Here is an 18317-nt window from a genome sequence, read left to right as displayed (position 1 = left end):
AAATCTGCACCATTTTGCGCACTCTGGTCTAGCCAGAAATCCGCAATGAGCGGGGCCCAGCGGTCACCAAGTCGTCATTCGTCACCCGTGCACCAGATCTGGTCCTACCAGATAGACCGAATGGGTCGATTACTCTAAACTGGTCCAGCGGACGAAAATTTCAAAGCCACGCAAGGATGCGCCAATTCCGTCTCTGGCGAAACCCTCGGCAAGGCTCATAATCGCCGCCGCAAGGATGCCGGTACCGGCATCCGAGGGGTGTTGTCGCGCCGATCGGGTCGCGGAGAGGACGGAGTTCGATCATGTCAGGTTTCACGATTTCCAGACGCAAGATGCTTGCCGGTTCGGCGATGCTGCTGGCCTCCACCGCCATGCCTATATCAGGCTGGGCGCAGACGCCGAAGAAGGGCGGCCGGCTGGTGCTTGCCGCCGATTCCGAACCGCGCAACCTCAACCCGGCGATCGTCGCGTCCAACGGCGTCTTCTTCATTTCCAGCAAGATCGTCGAAACGCTTGCCGAAGCCTCGTTCGACGGCAAGGACGGGCTCGCGCCACGCCTGGCGCTCTCCTGGGAGGGGGCCGCCGATGGGCTCTCGGTGACCTTCAAGCTGCGCGATGGCGTCAAATGGCATGACGGCAAGCCGTTCACCTCGGCCGACGTCGCCTTCTCGGCGCTGCAGATCTGGAAGCCGCTGCAAAACCTCGGCCGCACCGTGTTCAAGGATCTGGCTGCCGTCGAGACCCCGGACGATCTCACCGCCATCTTCAAATTCGCCAAGCCAACGCCGTTCCAGCTGATCCGCAACGCGCTGCCGGCGCTGTCGAGCGTCGTGCCGAAGCACATATACGAGGTCGGCAAGATCGAAGACAACCCGGCCAACAACGCCCCCATCGGCACCGGCCCGTTCAAGTTCGGAGAGTACAAGGCCGGCCAGTATTATCGCCTGACGAAGAACACCAATTACTGGGGCAAGGACGAGCCGTACCTCGACGAGATCATCTACCAGGTGCTGCCCGACCGCACGTCCGCCGCCAGTGCCCTGGAAGCGGAAGAAATCCAGCTCGCGGCTTTCTCCGCCGTGCCGCTGGCCGACCTCGACCGCATCTCCAAGGTGCCGGGCCTCAAGGTGATCAGCAAAGGTTATGAAGGGCTGACCTATCAGCTCGTCGTCGAGATCAACCATCGCCGCAAGGAACTGGCCGATTTGAAAGTGCGCCAGGCGATCGCGCATGCCATCGACAAGGATTTCGTCGTCAAGACGGTGTTCCTCGGCTATGCCGCCACCGCCACCGGCCCGGTGCCTAAGAACGATCCGCAATTCTACACCGCCGACGTGCCGACCTATGCCTTCGACGTCGCCAAGGCCAACGCGCTGCTCGACGAGGCCGGCTACAGACGAGGCCCGGACGGCAAGCGCTTTACACTGAAACTTTTGCCGGCGCCCTATTTCAACGAGACCAAGCAGTTCGGCGACTATTTGCGCCAGGCGCTTGCGGCAATAGGCATCGACGCAGAGCTGGTCAACAACGACTCGGCCGCGCACATCAAGGCCGTCTACACCGACCACGCCTTCGACCTCGCCGTCGGCCCGCCGGTTTTCCGCGGCGACCCGGCGATCTCGACCACCATCCTGGTGCAGAGCGGCATTCCCGACGGCGTGCCGTTCTCCAACCAGGGCGGCTACAAGAACGACGCGCTCGACGCGCTGATCACCAAGGCGTCCGAGACACTCGACACATCAGCCCGCACCGACCTCTACAAGGAGTTCCAGAAGGAGGTCGCCGCCGACCTGCCGCTGATCAACGTCGCCGAATGGAGCTTCATCAGCGTCGCGCGCGACACGGTGGGCAACATCGCCAACAATCCGCGCTGGGCGGTGTCGAACTGGGCGGACACGTATCTGGAATCGTGACACATTTGCGCGGATGCAAGTTCGCGAAATGGTCGTAGACGCTGAGTTCTACGAGGCCCCCCTCTGTCCTGCCGGACATCTCCCCCTCAAGTGGGGAGATTGGCTGGCCGCAACGTTGGCTCATCCGCTTTCCGCGAAGATTGGCGAAATCGCTGATAACTTCCGATCTCCCCCCTTGAGGGGGAGATGTCCGGCAGGACAGAGGGGGGCACTCACGCGCGACGTTTCCTTTAGTCGTCGCGCTTCCCCGAGGCCCGCATGACCCGCGCCCTCACCCTCCTTCGCCGCCGCCTCGTCGGCAGCGTCTTCGTGCTGTTGATCGTCGTCATCGGCACGTTCCTCTTGCTCGAAGCCGCCCCCGGCGACGCCGTCGATGCCTATATCGTCTCGACCGGCGGTGACGCCGGCATGATCGAGCTGCTGCGCCATCGCTGGGGCCTCGACCAGTCCGAGTTGACGCGGCTCGCGAACTATCTCTGGGCGCTGCTGCATCTCGATCTCGGCCAGTCGGTGACCTTCTCCAGGCCGATCCGCGACGTGATCCTCGAACGCCTCCCCAACACGCTGCTTCTGATGGTCAGCGCCACGGCGCTGTCCTTTGGGCTCGGCTCCGTGCTCGGCGTCTATGCCGGCGCACGGCCAGGCAGCTTCCGCGACCGTTTCCTGTCGATCGGCTCGCTGGCGCTCTATGCCGTGCCGGGTTTCTGGCTCGGCCTGGTGCTGATCGTCGTCTTTGCCGTTGACCTGCGCTGGCTGCCGATCGGCGGCATCGAGACCTTGGCCTCGGACAAGACCGGCCTTGCCCGCGCCGCCGACATCGCCATCCATCTCGTGCTGCCGGTGGCCGCGCTCGGCTTCATCTATCTGGCACTCTATTTGCGCATGATGCGCGCCGGTATGGCCGAGGCCTGGCGCCAGGATTTTGTGCTGGCCGCTCGTGCCAGGGGATTGTCGCGCCACCGCATCGTGCTTGCCCATGTCGCCCGTAACGCGCTGCTGCCGCTGATCACCATGCTCGGCCTACAATCGGCGCAGATGCTCGGCGGCAGCGTCGTCATCGAGAGCGTCTTTCCGTACCCGGCCTTGGCCGGCTGGCCCAGGAAGCGGTGGCTTCTCGCGACACGCCGCTGCTGCTCGGCATCATCCTGGTCAGTGCAGTCCTTGTCATCGTCATCAACCTGCTCGTCGACATCGCCTATGCCTTCCTCGACCCGCGCGTTGGCGCCAGCGAGGGCGCATGAGCCTGCTTCGCCGTTTCCTGCGCACGCCCGAGGCGATTGCCGGCGTCATCCTGCTAGGCGCACTGATTGCCATGGCGCTGTCGGCCTCGCTGCTGTTTCCCGGCGACCCGCAAGCCATTGCCGGCCCGGCGCTGCTGCCGCCCTTCCAGGACTGGTCGCTGCCGCTCGGCACCGACCGGCTCGGCCGCGACGTGCTGGCGGAGCTTTTCCATGGCGCTCGCACCTCGCTGGCAGTTGGATTGGCGGCGGCGGCGGCCGCACTCGCCATCGGCTCGGTGATCGGCACGCTGGCCGGCTTTGCCGGCGGCCTCGCCGACGAGGTGCTGATGCGCATCACCGATGCCTTCCAGACCGTGCCGAGCTTCCTGCTGGCACTGGCCTTCGTCAGCGTCGTCGGGCCATCGCTTGGCGTTGTCGTTGCGGCAATAGCGCTCGGCACCTGGACCGGACCGGCACGTATCGCCCGCGCGGAAGTCCTCTCCATTCGCGAACGCGACTATGTCGCCAGCGCCCGAGCCATCGGCATGCATCCGCTCGAGATAGCCTTTCGCGAGATACTGCCCAACGCCTTGCCGCCGGTGCTGGCAATGTCATCGGTGATCGTCGCCGCGGCGATCCTCACCGAGGCGGCCTTGTCGTTTCTAGGCCTCGGCGACCCCAACAGAGTCACTTGGGGTGGGATGATCGCAGAAGGTCGCGCGGTGCTGCGCACCGCACCCTTCCTATCGATCGTCCCGGGCATAGCGCTGGTGCTGACGGTGCTGGGCGTCTATCTCGCCGGCGAAGGCATTGTCGAGACGACAGCGGTCAAGAGAGGCCTGTCGTGAGCGCGCTGGCGTCAATCCGCGACCTGACGGTGACCTACCGCCGCGACGGCAGTGAGGTGGCGGCGCTGAAGGGGATCAGCCTCGATGTTGTTGCTGGCGAGCGCCTAGCTATCATTGGTGAGAGTGGGTCGGGCAAGAGCACGCTGGCTTTGGCGATTGCGGGGTTGCTGCCAGCGAGCGCCAAGATTGCGGGAAGTATCGATTGGTTCTTGCGGCAGCCACCAGCGTTAGGCGCCAAGGCACCCCTCATAGAGCGCAGACCGCAAAAGTCTTCCTCGGAAGCGTGCCGCACACCCGTCGGCGGCCACGACATCGGCTTCATCTTCCAGGACCCGTCCTCTAGCCTCGACCCCGTAATGCCAATCGGCAAACAAATCGCCGAAGTCGCGCGCGCGCATCTCGGCCTTACATGGCGACAGGCATACGCCAAGGCCAAACCCCTGCTCGAGCGCGTCCGCCTGCCCGATCCAGACTCGGCCCTACGCGCCTTCCCGCATCAGCTCTCCGGCGGTCAGAAGCAGCGCGTGGCAATCGCCGCCGCGATTGCGGCCGGTCCGAAATTGCTGATCGCCGACGAGGCGACCAGTGCACTCGACACCATCGTGCAGGCCGAGATCGTTGCTCTGATCCGGCGGCTGGTGGCCGAGGATGGCATGACGCTGCTGTTCATCAGCCACGACATTGCGCTGGCCGCCGAACTCGCTGAGCGCATCGCCGTCTTCCGCCACGGCCAACTGGTCGAGCTTGGCACGACCGCGCAGATCGTTGGAGCCCCAACTCAAGCCTACACACGCGCGCTTCTCGACGCCCATATCGGCCTCGACGCCGAACCGCTGCTGAACCGAGCCGGGCTCCGCGTATGAGTTTGCTCACGGTGTCCAACCTGACCAAGCGCTACCGTCGCGGCGGCAAGATCGTCAACGCTGTCGACGACGTCTCATTCACCATCGGACCCGGTGAGACGCTGGCACTGGCCGGCCCCTCCGGCAGCGGCAAGTCGACGATTGCGCGGCTGGTGCTGCGCCTGATCGAGCCAGATGCCGGCGGCATTGAATTCGAGGGCGATGACTTCCTGGCCTTGAATGGCGCCGCTTTGCGTGCGCGCCGCGCCCGCCTGCAAATGGTGTTCCAGGATCCGCTGGCCGCCTTCAACGCGCGCGCCACGGTGGCGCGCGTGCTCGACGATCCCTTGCGCATCCATGGCATCGCCTCTCGCCCCGAGCGACCACGTCGCATCGCCGCGTTGCTGGAACGCGTCGGGCTGTCGGCCGATCTCGCGCCGCGTGCCATCCACGAAATCTCCGGCGGCCAGCGGCAGCGCGTGGCCATTGCGCGGGCCATCGCCACGAAACCCTCGCTCATCGTGCTTGACGAGGCGGTGTCGGCTCTCGACGTCTCGGTGCGCGGACAGATGCTCGAGCTTTTGCTCGATCTGCAACGCGAGGAACGGATCGCCTATCTCTTCATTTCACATGATCTCGGCGTCGTCCGCGCCGTCGCCCACCGCGTCATTCTTCTCGATGCCGGACGGATTGCCGAGAGCGGCGACGCCCGTGACGTCATTGACGCGCCGCAATCGGCCATCGGCAAGGCGCTGGTGGCGGCAGCACCACGATTGAACAGGACCATCACCTGAATATTGGCACAGCTTAGCCGCCGACCATCAGCTTGACGACTTCGTCATGGTTGGTCTCCGAAATCTTGCGCTCGCCGGCCTGGACGCCGCGCCGCAACACGACGATGCGGTCCGACACCGCAAAAATGTCCTGCAGATTGTGCGAGATGAAGATCACGCCGCGCCCCTGCGCCTTGAGCTGGTGGATCAGCGAGATCACCTTGCGCTGCTCCGGCACACCAAGCGCGGCGGTCGGCTCGTCCATGATCAGGATCTGCGCATCCCAATAGACGGCGCGTCCGATGGCGACGGCCTGGCGCTGGCCGCCGGAGAAATTGCTGACCGGGGCCTCGAGCCGGCTGACATGGAAGTCCAGCCGTCCCATCGTCGCCTTGGCGGCCTCAGCCATCGCCTTGCGGTCGAGCACCGGCAGGAAGCCGAACGCCTTGCGCATCGGTTCGCGGCCAAGGAAGATGTTGGCGCCGATCGACAGATTGTCGGCGAGCGCGAGATCCTGGTAGATCGTCTCGATGCCCTTTTCGCGAGCCTCCTGCGGCGTCGCGAACGTCACTGGTTGGCCCCGAAGCAAGATTTCCCCGCCCGTCGGCTGGAACACGCCCGATATCGCCTTGATCAGCGTCGTCTTGCCGGCGCCATTGTCGCCGGCCAGCGCCACCACCTCGCCCGGCCGCACGGCCATGGAGAAGTCGTTGAGCGCACGCACGGCGCCGAAGTGTTTCGACAGATTGCGGACTTCCAGCAGGGGCGTGGTCTGGTTGCTGCTATTCATCCTGACGGGCTCCACTGAACCGGCGTTGCGCCTGGTCGATAAGGACTGAGATGATGATGACGACGCCCACGGCGATGAACTGCCAGAACGGCTCGACATTGACGAAGACCAGCCCGTACTGGATGACCGCGATCACCAGCGCGCCGGCGACGGTGCCGAAGATAGTGCCGGAGCCGCCGAACAGGCTGGCGCCGCCGATCACGACCGCCGCGACGCTGTCGAGCAGCAAGGGCTCGCCGGCTTGCGCCGCACCCGCGGTGAAGCGCGCGGCATAGAGCGCGCCGCCAAGCCCGGCGCACATTGCCGACAGCACGTAGAGCCGCAGTATGTGGCCCCTGATGTCGATGCCGGCGCGCCGTGCCGCCTGCACATTGGCGCCGATGGCATAATTGTGCTGGCCGAAACGAGTCTGGCTGAGCAGGTAGTGCATCACGATGACGAAGACAGCAGTGATCAGCACCAGATAGGGCACGCCATAGACCTTGCCGTTGCCGAGCAGCGCGAACCAGGAATTCTGCACCGGCACGGTCGTGCCGCCGGCAAGCAGGAAGGCGGCGCCGCGCGCGACACCAAACATGCCGAGCGTGCCGATGAAGGGCGGCACCTTGAGCCGCGAGATCAGCAGGCCGTTGATGACGCCGGGCACGCCGGCAACGATCACCGAGGCGAGGATGCCAACCAGCATCGCCAGCGGCAAGGGAATGGCAGCGCCGGCCATGTTGGTGGCGTGCGCGGCGATGACGGCGGCCAGCCCCATGATGAAGCCGAGCGAGAGATCGATGCCGCCGGAGATGATAACGAAGGTTTGGCCGGTCGCCAGCAGCAGCGGCGCCACGGCGAATATGGCGATGGACTGCAGGTTGAACGGATTGAGCACGAAGGTGGCGCCGAAGGCGAGCCTAGACCAGACCTCGAAACAGATGATCAGGCCGGCGAGGAACAGCCAGGCGCGCCCTTCGGCGATGCGTGCGATCAGGCTCCTGGCCGGATCGCCGTGATCAGCCTGAGGGGCGACATGCTTCTCGGCCGGCTGGGCTGGTGATGTCGAGGTCATGGATACTCCGCGGCGCGGCTGCCATCAAAAAGGTCCCGCCTCAGGCGATGACCCAGTGCAGGCTCCCCCCGGCGAACCGGGAGGAGCCAAGCTGGTCTGGACTTACTCGGAGTAGAGATACTTCGAGATGTTCGGGTCCGCGATGTTGGACTTGTTCATGATCGTGAAGCCGGTGCCGATGGTGACAGGGATCGAATGGCCGGTCAGATGGGCGTAGGCCGAAACGACGCCGTAATAGCCGATCTCGGCGGGATGCTGGGCGATCGCCACGTCGACCAGGCCGGTGTTGATGTTGTCGACAATGCTGGTCGGCGCGTCGAAGGCGACCACCTTGACGGTGCCGGTCTGTCCGGCCTGCTTGACGCCGTTGGCGGCGCCCAATGCCGAGAACAGATTGGCGCCGAACACGCCGACCAGGTCGGGATTGCGGGCGAACACCGCCTGCAGCTGCGAGGCCGCCTTGTTGGCGTCGTCGTCATTGAACTGGGTCTCCAGCACGGTGATGCCCGTATGCTTGGCCATCTCCTTCTTGAAACCCTCTTCGCGCTGGTCGGTGGTCGAAATGCCGGGCTTGACGTTCGACACATAGACCTTGCCCTTGTCGCCAATGGCGGTGGCCAGCGCACGAGCGGCAATTTCGCCGCCGAGCACATTGTCCGAGGCGATGTAGGCCAGCGGGAAGTCGGCATCGCCGGCACCCGTCTGGTAGACGCCGCTGCCGATGAAAGTGTCGACAGTGATGACCGGAATGCCGGCGTCATTGGCCTTGCGCAGCGGCTCGACCAGCTGAACCTTGTCGGTCGGCGCGATCAGGATCGCATCAGGCTTCTTGGCGATGACCGCATCGAGCACCGGCACCTGGGTGACCGGGTTGAAGTCCGGCGCGCCCTGGAAAACCAGGGTCACGCCAAGCGCGTCGGCTGCTGCCTGGGCGCCCTTGCGCATGGTGATGTAGAAACCGTCGGTGGTAAGGCCCGGAATGAGCGCAATGGTGTATTTCTTGTCCTGCGCCTGTGCGGGTGCGATCAGCACGGTCGCGCTGAGGGCGAGCGCCGCGAGCGCGGCAACAATCTTCTTCATGACATCCTCCTCATTATTGGCAGATCTGCCGTTGCAAGTGACATTGGAATGGCCGTCATCGGTTCACATGCCGACGGCCGGGAACGCCTGTTTGCCTTTCGCGGGCAGCTCCTCCCAAGCGCCCTCCAGTCGATATGTCAGCCGGTCAGCCGACCGGCACACCTGGCCTCAGCCCCGTTCCTCTGCCTCCGCGAGGTCCGGCAAACTGGGCCCACGCCACGCTCTATCGGCGGGCGCTCCAACTTGTAACACTTTGCAGAAATAAATTGCAACTCGGTTTTTCCGAGTTGACAGCACCGGGTTTTTCACACCGTACAACATGCGACTGCTCCGCAGAGCCCCGGTCAACTATTGCCCGTGGCCTTCGGCGACACAACTGGTTTAGTGGCTACGCCTTGGGCTCACCCGAGCATCGATCGCGGCAGCGTCCGATTGTGCTATCGTTACGCAAGTGCCGCGAGGATGGCCTGCGCCGTCTTCGTATCCGTCACCAGCGTGTTGATCAGCCCGGCGCGAACGGCGCCGATGATTGCCGTCGCCTTCTCGGGCGACGCGGCAAGGCCGATCACCAGCGGCACGGCGCGCAGCTGCGCCGGCGACATGGCGATCATCCGGCTCTCCCCTTCCCAGGCGATCAGCGTGCCTTCGGCGTCGAAATAATGGCGCAGCACATCGCCGGCAGCATGAACCAGCGCCTGCTCGCTCGGCGTGGCGGCACTTGCCTCGGGCGCATTGATGGCATGTGGCAGGCCGATGCCGACAATCGCGACATCGGTCCTCTCCCACAAGGCAACAGCGTCACGGATGACGGTGTCGCGCAGGAAGACCTCACGCAATTCGGTGGACGGCAAATAGGGCGCATGGATGAAATGCGGCGTGCCGCCGAACTCCTCGGCGGCAAGCCGCACGAATTCGTTGACCTGAAAATGCGCCGCATGCTGCTGCATGCCGCCGGTGGCCGCAACGGTCAGCACGCCCGGCATGCGCGGCAAGCCGGCGCGGATGACTTCGCGCACGGCGCGCCCCCAGCCGATGGCAACGACAGAGCCCGCCACCAGTTGCGCCTGCCTCAGCAGCCCGCCAAGCGGTGCCGCGAGCGCCGCCAGCGTGCCTGCCGCCGGCGTCTCGACCACCGCGGCGTCCCGCAATTTCAACCCGTCGACCAGCTGCCTGGTGATGTCTTCCGGCGTCGCCAGGTCGAGAACCTCGATCCGCACGATGCCTTCCGCCCGGGCCCGCTGCAGCAGGCGCGAAATCGTCGCGGTGGAGACACCGAGCTGCCGGGCTATGTCGACCTGCGACATCTCCTCCAGATAATGCAGCTTGGCGACCGTGTGCAGCATCGTCCGCGATGCGGTCGCATCCTGGATAGAGGGAACAGACAGCTTGCAATTCCTTTCAGCAACGTGTTACACACGCAAACGCCGACGGGAGTTATCGCGCAAATCCAGCCAACTCGCAACGTGCGACCGCTCCAGGCCGCGGGGTCGGCGAGACACTGTTCGCGAGGGTGGATGGCGCGGCACCGCGGCAAAAAATCCCTGCCGGCAAGGCGGGCAGAACTGAACATCGTTGTTTTCACGGGATCCGCGCCCTCGGCGAGAGAGCGCCAACATCGGATTGAGACCATGACCAAGATGACCACCGCGGAACTGCGCGGCTACCAGCAGATATGCGGCAAGGACGGGGCCATGGTGGCCATTGCCTGCGACCAGCGCGGCGGCATGCGGACCCTGCTGGCGTCGGATCCCGCCGAACAGGCCAAGATCACCAACGACATGCTCGGCGACACCAAGGCTGATATCACGCGCTACCTCGCCAGCGCGGCGTCCTGCGTGCTGCTCGACCCGCTCTGCGCTGTGCCACGCATTGTCGACGAGGGCGTATTGAACCGCGATACGGCGCTGCTCATCGGCCTCGACGCCTCCGGTTTCGACCTCTCACCCGAGGGCTACCGCCTTTCACGCCTTGTTCCCGACATCGACGCGCGCCGCGTCCGCGCGCTGGGCGGCACCGGCGGCAAAATCATGGTGTATCTGAGAGCCGACAAACCTGAGGCCAACGACCACAACATCGCCATACTGCGCCAGTGCATCGCCGATTTCGGGCAGGAGGACCTGTTGCTGGTCGTCGAATTCCTGACCTATCAGCTCGACGGGGAAAGCCAGGAGGATTATGCGGCCAAGACACCATGGCTTGTCGAAGAAGGGACCAGGATTTCGCTGGAATGCGGCGCCAAGGTGCTGAAGCTTCCTTATCCCGGAACACCGCAAGCCTGCGCCAACATCACCAAGATGGCCGGCGACGTGCCGTGGGCCGTGCTGTCGGCCGGCGTCAACCACGCCACCTTCCTTGGCCAGGTCGAGATCGCCATGCAGAATGGCGCCTCGGGCGTCATTGCCGGCCGTTCGCTGTGGAAGGATTGCATCTCGCTCGACCGTGACATCCAGCGCGAAAGGCTTAAGACCATCGCGGTGCCGCGATTGCGTGAGATCCAGGCCGTGATCGGGCACTATCGGCAGAAAGCCGCTGCCTGATAGTCGAATTTGGATCAGAGCTATTCCAGCAAAAGTGTGAAGCGGTTTTTGCGTCCGGAATTGCGCGAAAACAAATGCAGGACGTCATGCCTCTCAGCATAGGAATCGATATTGGCGGCACAAATCTGCGTGCCGCCCGCATCTCCGAGACAGGTGAAATCCTCAAGCGCGTTTCCGAGAAAAGCGCGCCCGACCCGGAACTGGTGCTCGGCCGCATCGCCGACATGGTGCGCCTTCTCGACACACCTGAAGTGAAGGCCATCGGCGTCGGCGTCCCCGGCCGCGTCGATGCGCGGCGCGGCGCGGTCCTGTCGGGCGGCTATGTCAACCTCGCCTCGGTTGCCCTTGCACAGCGCCTGGAGGACATGACGGGCAAGCCCATCATCATCGACAATGACTGCAACATGGCGCTGGCCGCCGAGATGGCGCTCGGCGCCGGGCGCGGCCACCACAACATCGTGATGTTCACCATCGGCACCGGCATTGGCGGCGCTGTCGCTCAGGATGGGCGGATCACGCGCGGCTCGGCAACGGCGGGTCAGCTCGGCCACATCACTGTCGACGTCAACGGCGAAATCTGTGCCTGCGGCCGCCGCGGCTGCGTCGAAACCACCAGCTCGGGCACGGCGCTCGGCCGCCACATTGCACGCGCCGGGATCGGCGCCGACATTTCCGTCGATCAGCTCTTTGCCCGCGATGCGGCCGGCGATGCCACCGCGCACGGCATACTGGACGCCTGGGCAAGGCCCCTGCGGGCCGCCATCGACACGGCCGTTGCCGTGCTCGATCCCGATCTGGTGCTGCTTGGCGGCGGCCTTGGCCGGGCGGCACATGCAGCACTCGGCCGCGCGCCGGCACTGGCACCCTGGTACCAATGCCACGTCGAACCCGCACAGCTCGGCGACGATGCCGGCGTGATCGGCGCTGGCCTGCAGGCATTGGCAGAGCCATCAGCCCAGTCCCACCGCGCCCGGCGCGCCGTGCTCGTCAACGGCATCCCCGCCAGCGGCAAGAGCACGGTGTCGCGCGGCATCGCCGACCGCATGGGCTGGCCGTTGCTGACACTCGACACGATAAAGAACCCGTTCCTCGAAGTGCTCGGCGGCGGCGACCGCCTGTTCAACCGCACGCTCGGCCGCGCCAGCTACCAGGCAATCTGGTCGGTTGTCGGCGAAGCGCCAGCCGGCACCACCGTGGTCGTCGATGCCTGGTTCGGCTTCCAGCCGCGTGAGGTTCTGGAGGATCATCTGCGAAAAGCCGGTGTCGAGCAAACCTTTGAAATCTGGTGCCATGCACCCGGCGAAGTGCTTGCCGAGCGTTATGGCGCCCGGCTTGACCAGCGTCCCGCCGGCCATCCCGGGGCGGCCTATATTCCGGAACTGATCGAACTCGCCAAGCGCGCCCAGCCGCTGCGGCGCGGACCGCTCTTCGACGTCGACACGACAAAGCCGATCGACTTCGACGCCATCACTGACTGGCTGCGAGCGGTCATGACCGGCGGCGCATAAGCGGCTTCATGCCGGGGGCCGCAGCGCCGTGCGGGCGATCTGCCAGGCGGATTCGACATGGCGCCGCGCCGCGGCTTCCGCCTCTTCCGGCTTGCGTGCTCGGATCGCATCCATGATCTCGTTCATCTCGGCGATCGCCGCTTCGCGCCGGTTGGTCGAGACGATGGTCATCGAACGAAGCTGATTGATGCGGACATTCAGCCCGCTGACGATTTCCCAGGCGACACGCTTGTCGGCGGCCTCGAACAGCGCCTCGTAGAATTTCGTCGTCGCCCGCATCACTGCCGGCGGCGTCCCCGACGCCCATGCCTCGAACAGGTCCGCCAGCGCGCGTTCGAGCGTTGCCAGTTGCTCGCCGGTGGCCGACAGGGCGCAGGCGCGTGCCGCAATGCCTTCCAGCAGTGCCCTCAACTCATAGATCTCGTCGGTGCGGCCGAGATCCGGCCTGGCCACCGCCGGCCCATGCCCAGGGATCATCTGCACGAGCCCCTCGGCCTCCAGCTGCCGCAGAACCTCGCGCACGACGGAACGGCTGACGCCAAGCTGGTCGCAAAGCGGCCGCTCGACCAGCCTTTCGCCAGGCTGGAAGTGGAAATCCATGATCGCGTCGCGCATGCGCTCCAGCGCCAGCGTCCGTAAGGTCTTTGCGCTGCGGTCGATGCGAAGCGTGTCGTCTGGCATGTGTTGTGTGGCCTCCTACGTCGCCACAAAACAGATTCCATGCCCGGTTGACAAGGTACTTGGCGCTCCATAGCATGGTATACCATAAGATGATATGGGGATCGGATGGTCCCGTGAAGTCGCCGACCCGAGGATTTCATGCTGCCTGCCATTCGCAAGATCGTGACCTATACCGAGAACACGCTGATCGAAGGCGGCAAGGCTGCCCCCGACCGCTGCGCCTGATCGGGGTCGCCGCAGTGCTGACCAATCCCTGGGCCGGCCGCGGCTTCACCGACGACCTTTCGCCCGAAATCCGCGCCTGCGCGCCGGTGCTGGGAGAGATCCTGACCCGCGAGATCATTGCCGCCGCCGGTTCCGGCGAGGCGATCGAGGGCTATGGCAAGGCGGCCATTTGCGGCACGTCAGGCGAGATCGAGCATGCCTCGGCGCTGATCCACACGCTGCATTTCGGCAATCATTATCGCCGCGCCGTCGGCGCCAAGACCTATCTTGCCTTCACCAATCTTCGCGGCGGGCCGAACACGCCGATCATGATCCCGCTGATGGACAAGAATGACGAGGGACGGCGCTCGCATTACCTGACCGTGCATTTCCAGATCGGCGATGCGCCGGCGCCGGACGAGCTGGTGGTCGCGCTTGGCGCGTCGATCGGCGGTCGCCCGCATCACCGCATCGGCGACCGCTATCAGGACATCAAGGAGCTTGGGGACGTGCATGGCTGACGCTTCCGCATGGGCTCAACAGGGCACGGCTCCCGACGGCACCGGCTTCATCCGCGCCGGATCGGGCACGCCGGTGCTGTTCATCCATGGCGTCGGCATGAACGCCGCGATCTGGCAGCCGCAGATCGAGCGCATGGCCGATGGCTTTGACGTGATCGCCATAGACATGCTCGGCCACGGCCAGTCGCCACTGCCGCCGCAGCACCCGGAACTGGCCGACTACGCCGACCAGGCCATGCGCCTGCTCGATCATCTCGGCCTCGATAAGATATCCGTCGTCGGCCATTCGATGGGTGCGCTCGTTGCCCAGGAGTTGGCCCTGCGCGCGCCGGAGCGCGTCCGCCGCATCGTTTCCCTGAATGCGGTGTTCCGCCGCCCACCGGAATTGGCCGAAGCCGTTCGCCAGCGAGCGGTGGCGCTCAACGGCCGCAGCGATACGGCCGGCACGGGACAGACCATTGCCCGCTGGTTCGGGGATCCGGTGCCGGCTGAGTTGGAGGCGGCAGCGCAGAGGACGGCATCCGCACTGAGCGCAGTCCACCCGGAAGGCTATGCCCGCACCTATCGCCTGTTCGCTCGTGCCGACCGCGATCATGCCGACCGCCTGCCGATGCTGGCGGTGCCGGCCCTGTTCATGACCGGCTCCGAGGACAGGAACTCTTCGCCAGCAATGTCGGCCACGATGGCACGCCTGGCGCCTGATGGCCGCTGCACGGTGCTGCCGGGCGAGAAGCACATGATGGCGGTCGCGGCACCGGACCTCACCACGCGCCACATCGTTGACTTCCTCGCAGAAGACGAAGCGGCCGAACAAGACGGCATTTCGACGACGAATACCGGATTCGACAGCGGCGAGTTCCGCCGCGCGTTGGGCTCCTTCCTCACCGGCGTCACCATCGTCACCACGATCGGACCCGAAGGCGAGCCGCGCGGCTTCACCGCCAACTCCTTCACCTCGGTGTCGCTCGATCCGCCACTGGTGCTGGTCTGTATCGCCCACAAGGCATCAGGCCATCCCGTCTTCGCGACCTCGAAGAGCTTCGCCATCAACGTCCTCAATGAAGGTCAAAAGGCAGCCTCCGGCATCTTCGCCTCGAAAGCGGCCGACAAGTTCGCCTCGGCCGCCTGGCGGCCGGGACGCACCGGCAGCCCCGTGCTGGACGGCTCCGTCGCGTCCTTCGACTGCGACATGGAGCGGCTGGTCGAGGCCGGCGATCATTCGATCCTCATCGGCCGCGTCCGCGATTTCGAGCACAATTCCTCGCAGCCGCTCGGCTATTGCCGCGGCGCCTATGTCACACCCGGCCTCAGCCAGGACGCGCTGGCCGCCACCCAGCCCGGCACCGATGTCGGCGCCATCCTCGAAAATAGTGGCCGGATCCTGTTCCTGGAGACGGCGGACGGTTTTGAACTGCCGCGCGGCCGGGGGTTGGGCTCGGCCGGGGATGGCAAAAGTCTCCGAGGGCTGCTTGCTGCGAAGGCCATCGAGGCTCAGCTCGGCTTCCTGTTTGCCGTTTGGGACGACGCCGGAGCTGTTTCGCGCACACATGTCTACTATCGCGGCACGTTCGACGTGCCCGCTTCCAGCGATCGCGGCGTCCGGCTGATCGAGATCGACGCGATCGAAGGATTGAAGATCGCCGATCCGGCGATCCGCTCGATGCTCACGCGCTACATCAGGGAATGCTCGGTGGATGCCTTCGGCGTCTATGTCGGCAACGATGTCGAAGGCGAGGTTCGGCCGCTCGCCAGGGCCAGCGCTTCCGCCGTCAATACAGGTGACCACGGATGAAATTCTCACTCTTCGTGCACATGGAACGGTCAGACTTGGCCAAGCCGCATTCCGAGCTTGTGACCGAGCTCGAGGAACTGGTCCTGATAGCCGAACAGGCAGGCTTCGAAGCCGCCTGGATCGGCGAACATCACGGCATGGAATTCACCATCTCGCCCAATCCCTTCATCAACATCGCCTATCTCGCCGCCAAGACCAGCCGTATCCGCCTCGGCACCGGAACCGTGATTGCGCCCTTCTGGCATCCGATCAAGCTTGCCGGCGAGGCGGCGATGGCCGACGTCATCAGTGGCGGCCGGCTCGACATCGGCATCGCGCGCGGCGCCTACAGCTATGAATATCAGCGCATCTTTCCAGGCCTCGACGCCTGGGGCGCCGGCCAGCGCATGCGCGAGATCATACCGGCGATCCGCGGCCTCTGGGACGGCGACTTCGAACTCTCCGGCGAGTTCTGGCAATTCCCCGCCACCACCTCCTCGCCCAAGCCACTACAGAAACCCTACCCGCCGATCTGGGTGGCGGCCCGCGACCCGAATTCACATAATTTCGCCGTCGCCAATGGATGCAAGGTGCAGGTAACGCCGCTGGCTTCCGGCGATGACGAGGTGACGAGCCTGATGCAGCGCTTCAACGCTGCCTGCGCCGCGCATCCAGAGATCGAACGACCGGAAATCATGCTTTTGATGCACACCTTCGTCGCCGAGGACGCGGCCGACGCCGATCGCCTGACGCAGGACCTGTCGACTTTCTATTGCCAGTTCGGCGCCTGGTTCCAGAACAAGAAACCAGTGCATCAAGGCATATTGGAGCCGCTGACGCCGGACGAGATCGCGGCCATGCCGCAATACGCGCCCGACAAGATCAGGCAGAACCTGGTGATCGGCGGGGCCGACGAGGTCATCGCCCGGCTGAAATCCTATGAAGCGCTCGGCTACGACCAGTATTCGATCTGGATCGACAGCGGGCTTTCGCACGAGCGCAAAAAAAAATCACTGCAACTGTTCATCGACCGGGTGATGCCGGCCTTCCTTTGATCGCGAGCCCATGACCGACGCTGTTTTCAGGAACTTCATCGACGGCCGCTTCGACGAACCGTCCGCTACTTTCGACAGTGTCGACCCGTCGACCGGGGCAGCCTGGGCGAAAATGCCGGCGGCGAACGAAGCTGATGTCGACCGCGCCGTCGAGGCGGCGCACCGCGCGCTGCACTCAAGCCCGTGGCGAACGATGACGGCGACGGCGCGTGGCAAGCTGCTGGTCAAGCTGGGCGACCTCGTCGCCGCCAATGCCGGGCGCCTTGCAGAACTCGAGACACGCGACACCGGCAAGATCATCCGCGAGACCCGCGCCCAGATCGCCTATGTCGGCGACTACTACCGCTATTATGGCGGGCTCGCCGACAAGCATGAAGGCGCGCATGTGCCGATCGACAAGCCGGATCTCGACGTCACCATTCGCCGCGAGCCGATCGGCGTCGTAGCCGCAGTGGTGCCGTGGAATTCGCAGCTCTTCCTCTCGGCCGTCAAGCTCGGCCCGGCGCTTGCTGCCGGCTGCACCATCGTGCTCAAGGCCTCCGAGGACGGACCGTCGCCGCTGCTCGCCTTTGCCGAACTGGTTCATGAGGCCGGCTTTCCCCCCGGCGTCGTCAACATCCTCACTGGCTTTGGCCATGATTGCGGCCGGCGCCTGACCAGCCATTCGTTGGTTTCGCGCGTCGCCTTCACCGGCGGCCCATCGACGGCGCGCGCCATCGTCAGGAACACGGCGGAGAACCTTGCCCACACCACTCTGGAACTCGGCGGCAAAAGCCCGGTCGTCGTCTTTGCCGACGCCGACCTCGACAGCGCTGCCAATGCGGTCGTCGCCGGTATTTTCGCCGCGACCGGCCAGAGCTGCGTCGCCGGCTCGCGGCTGCTGGTCGAGCGTTCGGTCAAGGATGAATTCCTCACCCGGCTGAAGCGCAAGGCCGAGGCGATCCGCATCGGCGATCCGCAGGATCCGGCGACCGAAATGGGTCCGCTCGCCACGCTGCGTCAGCGCGACTGGATCGAGAAGGTTGTCGCGGAAAGCATCGCCAGGGGCGGCATGCTGATCACCGGCGGAACACGGCCAGCCGGCAGCGGCTTCTACTACGCACCGACCATCATCGATGCCGGCGGCAGCGACCTGCCCTGCGTGCGCGAGGAATTGTTCGGGCCGGTGCTCAGCGTGCTTGCCTTCGACACCGAGGCGCAAGCGCTGGCGCTCGCCAACGACACGCCCTTCGGCCTCGCTTCCGGCATCTTCACCAGCAATCTCGCTAGGGCGCACCGCATGGCGCGCGACATCCATGCCGGCGTCGTCTGGGTCAACACCTATCGCGTCGTATCGCCGCTCGTTCCCTTCGGCGGCTACGGCCTGTCGGGCTTCGGCCGCGAAGGCGGGCTCGACGCCATCAGAGACTACACACGCTCGAAATCCGTCTGGATCAACACCTCGGACGAGCCGATCCCCGATCCCTTCGTCATGCGCTGAGAACCGCGGGACGCAGGTGCACTGAGAAAAACAAGAACAG

The 18317-nt window shown here is 65.0% G+C and carries 14 protein-coding genes and 2 pseudogenes; 11 read left to right on the top strand and 5 right to left on the bottom strand.

Translation table 11 applies throughout. The features are described 5' to 3' along the window. Nucleotides 1-302: 302 nt before the first annotated feature. The 5 genes and pseudogenes from ACZYHG_RS11550 (at nucleotide 303) to ACZYHG_RS11530 (ending at nucleotide 5617) form a co-directional block, all read left to right on the top strand. Nucleotides 303-1913: an ABC transporter substrate-binding protein gene (locus ACZYHG_RS11550; protein WP_464613882.1), complete on the top strand. Its 1611-nt coding sequence runs from the start codon at nucleotides 303-305 to the stop codon at nucleotides 1911-1913. Nucleotides 1914-2171: 258 nt separating this feature from the next. Beyond that, nucleotides 2172-3154 (top strand): annotated as a pseudogene (locus tag ACZYHG_RS11545) (ABC transporter permease). Then, a complete protein-coding gene (locus ACZYHG_RS11540; RefSeq protein WP_464613881.1) occupies nucleotides 3151-3981 on the top strand; it encodes an ABC transporter permease in 831 nt (276 codons plus the stop codon). Before ACZYHG_RS11545 ends, ACZYHG_RS11540 begins: the two are co-directional and overlap by 4 nt. Next, entirely contained in the window at nucleotides 3978-4844 is an 867-nt protein-coding gene (locus ACZYHG_RS11535) for an ABC transporter ATP-binding protein (RefSeq protein ID WP_464613880.1), read from the top strand. The genes ACZYHG_RS11540 and ACZYHG_RS11535 overlap by 4 nt, the downstream gene beginning before the upstream one ends. After that, nucleotides 4841-5617: an ABC transporter ATP-binding protein gene (locus tag ACZYHG_RS11530; protein WP_464613879.1), complete on the top strand. Its 777-nt coding sequence runs from the start codon at nucleotides 4841-4843 to the stop codon at nucleotides 5615-5617. Before ACZYHG_RS11535 ends, ACZYHG_RS11530 begins: the two co-directional genes overlap by 4 nt. A 13-nt stretch (nucleotides 5618-5630) precedes the next feature. On the opposite strand, the gene ACZYHG_RS11525 is transcribed toward ACZYHG_RS11530, so the two are convergent. The 4 genes from ACZYHG_RS11525 to ACZYHG_RS11510 all read right to left on the bottom strand — a co-directional run bounded on the left by ACZYHG_RS11525 (nucleotide 5631) and on the right by ACZYHG_RS11510 (nucleotide 9863). Beyond that, on the bottom strand, nucleotides 5631-6386 hold the full coding sequence (locus ACZYHG_RS11525) for an ATP-binding cassette domain-containing protein (RefSeq protein WP_027043364.1): 756 nt from the start codon (nucleotides 6384-6386) through the stop codon (nucleotides 5631-5633). Next, on the bottom strand, nucleotides 6379-7440 hold the full coding sequence (locus ACZYHG_RS11520) for an ABC transporter permease subunit (RefSeq protein WP_464613878.1): 1062 nt from the start codon (nucleotides 7438-7440) through the stop codon (nucleotides 6379-6381). Before ACZYHG_RS11520 ends, ACZYHG_RS11525 begins: the two co-directional genes overlap by 8 nt. Nucleotides 7441-7542: 102 nt before the next feature. Beyond that, a complete protein-coding gene (locus ACZYHG_RS11515; protein ID WP_027031179.1) occupies nucleotides 7543-8520 on the bottom strand; it encodes an ABC transporter substrate-binding protein in 978 nt (325 codons plus the stop codon). A 443-nt stretch (nucleotides 8521-8963) separates the two neighbouring features. Continuing rightward, nucleotides 8964-9863, bottom strand: a complete 900-nt coding sequence (locus tag ACZYHG_RS11510) for a sugar-binding transcriptional regulator (RefSeq protein ID WP_464613877.1) — start codon at nucleotides 9861-9863, stop codon at nucleotides 8964-8966. A 285-nt stretch (nucleotides 9864-10148) separates the two neighbouring features. Here ACZYHG_RS11510 and ACZYHG_RS11505 point away from each other — a divergent pair, with 285 nt between their 5' ends. Both ACZYHG_RS11505 and ACZYHG_RS11500 read left to right on the top strand, forming a co-directional pair. Then, the gene (locus ACZYHG_RS11505) at nucleotides 10149-11057 is read left to right on the top strand and encodes a tagatose-bisphosphate aldolase (RefSeq protein ID WP_464613876.1); all 909 of its coding nucleotides are present in this window, start codon (nucleotides 10149-10151) and stop codon (nucleotides 11055-11057) included. An 86-nt stretch (nucleotides 11058-11143) separates the two neighbouring features. Further along, a complete protein-coding gene (locus ACZYHG_RS11500) occupies nucleotides 11144-12565 on the top strand; it encodes an ROK family protein (RefSeq protein ID WP_464613875.1) in 1422 nt (473 codons plus the stop codon). A gap of 6 nt (nucleotides 12566-12571) precedes the next feature. Here ACZYHG_RS11500 and ACZYHG_RS11495 read toward each other — a convergent pair whose 3' ends face one another. Next, entirely contained in the window at nucleotides 12572-13246 is a 675-nt protein-coding gene (locus tag ACZYHG_RS11495) for a GntR family transcriptional regulator (protein WP_027043370.1), read from the bottom strand. A gap of 138 nt (nucleotides 13247-13384) precedes the next feature. Between ACZYHG_RS11495 and ACZYHG_RS11490 the strand changes: the two are divergent. From ACZYHG_RS11490 to ACZYHG_RS11475, 4 genes and pseudogenes are all read left to right on the top strand, one after another. Then, nucleotides 13385-13971: pseudogene (locus ACZYHG_RS11490) on the top strand (amino acid synthesis family protein). Then, complete coding sequence (locus ACZYHG_RS11485) at nucleotides 13964-15763, top strand: alpha/beta fold hydrolase (protein ID WP_464613874.1); 1800 nt, start codon at nucleotides 13964-13966, stop codon at nucleotides 15761-15763. The pseudogene ACZYHG_RS11490 and the gene ACZYHG_RS11485 overlap by 8 nt, the downstream one beginning before the upstream one ends. Next, the gene (locus ACZYHG_RS11480) at nucleotides 15760-16797 is read left to right on the top strand and encodes an LLM class flavin-dependent oxidoreductase (RefSeq protein ID WP_464613873.1); all 1038 of its coding nucleotides are present in this window, start codon (nucleotides 15760-15762) and stop codon (nucleotides 16795-16797) included. The genes ACZYHG_RS11485 and ACZYHG_RS11480 overlap by 4 nt, the downstream gene beginning before the upstream one ends. 10 nt (nucleotides 16798-16807) lie before the next feature. After that, nucleotides 16808-18277, top strand: a complete 1470-nt coding sequence (locus tag ACZYHG_RS11475; protein ID WP_464613872.1) for an aldehyde dehydrogenase — start codon at nucleotides 16808-16810, stop codon at nucleotides 18275-18277. Nucleotides 18278-18317: the final 40 nt, after the last annotated feature.

The organism is Mesorhizobium subarcticum (genome assembly GCF_055456085.1).
This window is presented reverse-complemented; position numbering and strand designations above follow the sequence as displayed.